We start from the raw sequence: 901 nt of genomic DNA on the forward strand, positions 1-901 counted from the left end.
TCACTACTGTCCAAATTGAATTGCAAAGCCAGAAGGTTTTGCAAAATTCGAGGGGGTGACCGAAGGGCCGGCCCCTTTTTCATGACTATGTCAGATATTTGAGGTGCTGCAGATAACAAAAATGGCGAGGAAGCATGTAAATTGGAAAGTCGCTAAACAACCCAACACAGCCCTCGCCATGGCCAGCAATTCTACAGACTTTGCTCTTCAGAATGCACCTACCAGCTTCTTTGCGCAGTTGATTGATCTACTGCCCAAAAATCGCCTACTGGCGCATTTTGACAAACATTGCCCCCGACGCAGTGCCACCAAGTTCAGCGCTTGGGATCATTTCATCGCCCTGCTCTTCTGCCATCTCGCCGGCTGCGATTCGTTGCGCGAACTTGACGACGGGCTGTATTCGGCTTGTGGCAAGCTCAACCAGCTCGATGCCAAGCCTATGAAGCGCACAGCGCTTGCCTATGCCAACCAGACACGTTCCTATCGAATCTTCGAACAGTGCTACATGCTGTTGTTGGATTACTTTAAGCCGATGTTGGGGCGAAGGAAACTTCAAAAAGCCTTTGAAAAGCCCGTCTACTCGCTAGATTCGACAACCATCACCGTCTGTCTGAGCCGCTTTGACTGGGCGAAATATCGCACATCGAAGGGTGGGTTCAAACTTCACAGCATCATCGACAATGACCACTTAATGCCGTGCGTAATGAATCTGACTACCGGAAAGGTACACGATGCCGCACTGGCACAAACAACCATCGAGAAACTGCCTGCCGCCAACATAACGGTCGTTATGGATCGCGGCTACAGCGACTACTCGCTCTTTGCCTGGCTCTCGAAGCGAGGCACTACATTCGTCACTCGCCTCAAGGACAATGCCGTAACGACGCCGCTGAAGAAGGGG

1 protein-coding gene is annotated in these 901 nt (G+C 51.3%); it reads left to right on the forward strand.

Annotated elements, in window-relative coordinates; genetic code table 11:
- Positions 1-178: 178 nt before the first annotated feature.
- Positions 179-901: IS4 family transposase (locus DW133_RS09955; RefSeq protein WP_118276501.1), on the forward strand; the 723-nt coding region annotated here is incomplete at its 3' end.

Origin of the sequence: Sutterella sp. AM11-39 (assembly GCF_003472385.1) — a bacterium.
In the GTDB taxonomy this organism is placed as follows: domain Bacteria; phylum Pseudomonadota; class Gammaproteobacteria; order Burkholderiales; family Burkholderiaceae_F; genus Duodenibacillus; species Duodenibacillus intestinigallinarum.